Source organism: Brevundimonas sp. (assembly GCF_032107865.1).
Taxonomy (GTDB): domain Bacteria; phylum Pseudomonadota; class Alphaproteobacteria; order Caulobacterales; family Caulobacteraceae; genus Brevundimonas.
Map to the genome: position 1 here is coordinate 1 of NZ_DAMCNG010000269.1, position 3,214 is coordinate 3,214.

General features: G+C 67.3%; 4 protein-coding genes. All 4 read right to left on the reverse strand.

The genetic code is table 11. The annotated features are described in order from the left end of the window. The coding region (locus tag RT567_RS15290) for an NAD(P)-binding domain-containing protein (RefSeq protein ID WP_313577100.1) at positions 1-149 on the reverse strand (149 nt) is incomplete at its 3' end. 83 nt (positions 150-232) lie between these two features. Then, positions 233-979 (reverse strand): hypothetical protein, encoded by a 747-nt coding sequence (locus RT567_RS15295; protein WP_313577097.1) that lies wholly within the window; start codon positions 977-979, stop codon positions 233-235. A gap of 91 nt (positions 980-1,070) precedes the next feature. Then, positions 1,071-2,468, reverse strand: a complete 1,398-nt coding sequence (gene gor, locus RT567_RS15300; RefSeq protein ID WP_313577098.1) for a glutathione-disulfide reductase — start codon at positions 2,466-2,468, stop codon at positions 1,071-1,073. A 172-nt stretch (positions 2,469-2,640) separates the two neighbouring features. Then, the coding region (gene rpiA / locus RT567_RS15305) for a ribose 5-phosphate isomerase A (protein ID WP_313577099.1) at positions 2,641-3,214 on the reverse strand (574 nt) is incomplete at its 5' end.

Genomic DNA, 3,214 nt, shown 5'->3' on the forward strand with positions numbered 1-3,214 from the left:
GAGGCGACGGTGCGGCATCCGGCCTCGGCGGCGCGTTCCAGCGCGGCCGGCGACAGGTCGAAGGCGGCGACGTCATGCCCGGCCTTGGCCTGATTGGCGGCCATGCCGCCGCCCATGTTGCCGAGACCGATGAAGGCGATGCGAGTCATCTGTGCGTTTCCCTTATGGATTTTGGCCGAGGGTTAGCGCCGCCCGTGCCGCTTCGCCAGTCACCAATTTGAGACGAGACGCCTCAGTTCGGCTTGCGGAAGCGGTAAACGAACTGATCCGTCTTGCCCCGGATCGCCTCGTCAAAGACGTTCAGGCTGTGGTTGTCGGCCGGATTGGCGACGGCCGTGCTTTCGCCGTCAAACACGAAGCCGGCCGCCTCGACTTCCTTGCGGAGCTGGGCGCCCTCGATGCGGTGCAGGCTTTCGACCACGGTGTTAGCGGCACCGGGCGCGGCCTGGTGGTCGATGACAACATAGAGGCCGCCGGGCTTCAGCGCCTTGAAGATGTCGGCGTTCATCTTGGCCACGTCCACGCCGAAACGGGGGATGTGGAAGTCGTGATATTCCTGGCTCATGAAGACCAGGTCCAGCGGCGCATCGAAGCTCATGGCGTCCAGATCGCCGTTGACGCGGCTGACGTTGGGATAGGCGGCGACCAGGGCGTCGGCGCGCGGGTTCTCGCGCTCGGCCGTGCGGTTCGGCACGAAGGCGTAGACGTGGCCGCCCTCGCCCACGACGCGCGAGAACAGGCGGCTGAAGTAGCCCGCGCCGGGGCGGATGTCGGCGATGCGCTGGCCCGGCTTCACCTGGGCGAAGGCCAGCATTTCGGCCGGATGACGCAAGGGGTCGCGGGTGACCTCATCGGCCGGGCGCAGGGTGTCGGCGACCGCGGCCCGATAGGCGGGCGCGGCCGCATCCTGGGCCAGAGCGGGTGATCCGCCGAGAAGAACAGCGGCGACGGCGGCGGCGGCGAGCAGATGCGGCTTCATGGCGACTTCCTGATCTGGCTGCCCCGGTCGGGGCCTTCGGACGGCATAAGGCGCGCGGATGAGGCGGCTGGCAAGCCGCCTCGGTTCACGATCAACCGGCGGACATGGAAGCCGGAACCTGCTTCTCTTTCAGCGTCACCAGTTCCTCGGCCATGGTCGGGTGGACGGCGCAGGTGGCGTCCCACTGGGCCTTGGTCAGGCCGGCCTTCACGGCGATGGCCGCCAGTTGGATCATCTCGGGGCTGTCCGGGCCGACGATATGGCAGCCGACCACGCGCTGGGTCTCCCCATCCACCACCAGCTTCATCAGCACCCGCTCGTCCGAGCCGGTGAAGGCGTATTTCATCGGGCGGAAGCGGGTGACGTAGACATCCACCTCGCCCGGACAGGCGTGACGGGCTTCGGCCTCGGTCAGGCCGACGGTGCCGACCGGCGGCTGGCTGAAGACGGCGGTGGCGACGGCTTCATAGTCGAAGCTCTGCGGATTGTTCCTATAGACCGTCTCGTGGAAGGCCACGGCCTCGCGGATGGCGACAGGGGTCAGGTTCATACGATCAGTGACGTCGCCGATGGCCCAGATGTTGTCGGCCGTCGTCCGGGAATGCTGGTCCACCTTGACGGCGCCGTCGTCGTTCAGCTCGACTCCGGCCGTTTCAAGGCCCAGCCCCTTGACGTGGGGCGCGCGGCCGGTGGCGAACATGACCACGTCGGTCTCGAGCTTCATGCCGTTCTCGAGGTGGTTGACCAAGCCGGTCTCGGTCTTCTCGATCGAGGAATGTTGGCAGCCCAGGATGACCTTGACGCCACGCTTCTCGATCTCGCCCGCCAGATGGGCGCGCACATCGTCATCGAAGCCACGCAAAATGTTCGGGCCGCGATAGATCAGCGTCGTCTCGACGCCAAGACCGGCGAAGATGCCCGCGAACTCCACCGCAATATAGCCGCCGCCCGCGATCAGGATGCGCTTGGGCAGTTCGGGCAGATGGAAGGCCTCTTCCGAGGTGATGGCGTGTTCAATGCCGGTCAGGCCTTCCGGCTTCCACGGACGGCCGCCGGTGGCGATCAGGATCTTCTCGGCAGTGATGGTCTGGGTTTTGCCCCCTTCCTTGGCGAGAATCTCGACGGTGTGGGCGTCTTTCAGGATGGCGCGGCCGTGGACCAGATCGACGCCCGCCTTGGCCAGGTTGGCGGCGTAGATGCCCGACAGACGGGCGATCTCGACATCTTTGGCGTGCAGGAAGGTCAGCCAGTCGAATTTCGCATTGTCGAAGGACCAGCCGTAGCCCTCGGCGATCTCCAGCGCGTGGCTGACTTCCGACGCCATAACCATGAATTTCTTGGGCACGCAGCCGCGCACGACGCAGGTGCCGCCGACGCGGTATTCCTCGGCGACGGCGACCTTCTTGCCGCCCAGAGCCGTCAACCGCGCCGCGCGCACCCCGCCCGAACCGGCGCCGATGACAAAGAGGTCGTAGTCGTATTGAGCCATCGGGGTCTCCGGCAATGGACCCGAAAAACAGAGTCCAATTCGTCTGAATCGTCTGAAATCCGCACGGCTGAGCCGCAGCGCTGACCCGACTTAGGCGCCGGGGCGACGGGGGGCAAGGCGGCGGCCCCTCCACCGCTTGTCCCGGCGAAGGCCGGGATGAGCGGAATTTAAGTCAGGGCGCCAGCGTCTCGACGCCCGCGTCCGTACCGATGATGGCCAGGTCAGTCAGGTCGAGGAACAGGCCGTGTTCGACCACACCGGTCAGGCTTTTCAGGTCGGCGGCGAGGCGGGCCGGGTCGGCGATCAGCTTGCACGCCGCGTCGTAGATCAGGTTGCCGCCGTCGGTGCGGATCAGGCCGCGCTCGGCCTCGCGCACGCGGGCGGGCGAGGCGATGTCGTGATCGGCCAGGACGTCGGCGATGCGGTTGGCGGTCGTCTTGTGTCCGAAGGCGACCACCTCGATCGGCAGGGGGAAGGTTCCCAACGCCGGGACCACCTTGGCCGCGTCGGCGATGCAGATGCAACGGGCCGACGCCTCCCACACCAGCTTTTCGCGCAGCAGGGCCGCGCCGCCGCCCTTGATGAGGGCCAGGCCTGGGCCGATCTCGTCGGCGCCGTCGACGGTCAGGTCGATGCGGGGCGTGTCCTCCAGCGTCGACAGGGGCAGGCCCAGCTCGCGCGCCAGATCGGCGGTGCGCTCGGACGTCGGGACGCAGCGCAGGTCCGGCAGGTTGCGGGCGGCCAGC

Coding starts and splice junctions, on each gene's coding strand:
- RT567_RS15295 (WP_313577097.1), bottom strand. CDS start 979: ATGAAGCCGCATCTGCTCGCCGCCGCCGCCGTCGCCGCTGTTCTTCTC.
- gor (WP_313577098.1), bottom strand. CDS start 2,468: ATGGCTCAATACGACTACGACCTCTTTGTCATCGGCGCCGGTTCGGGC.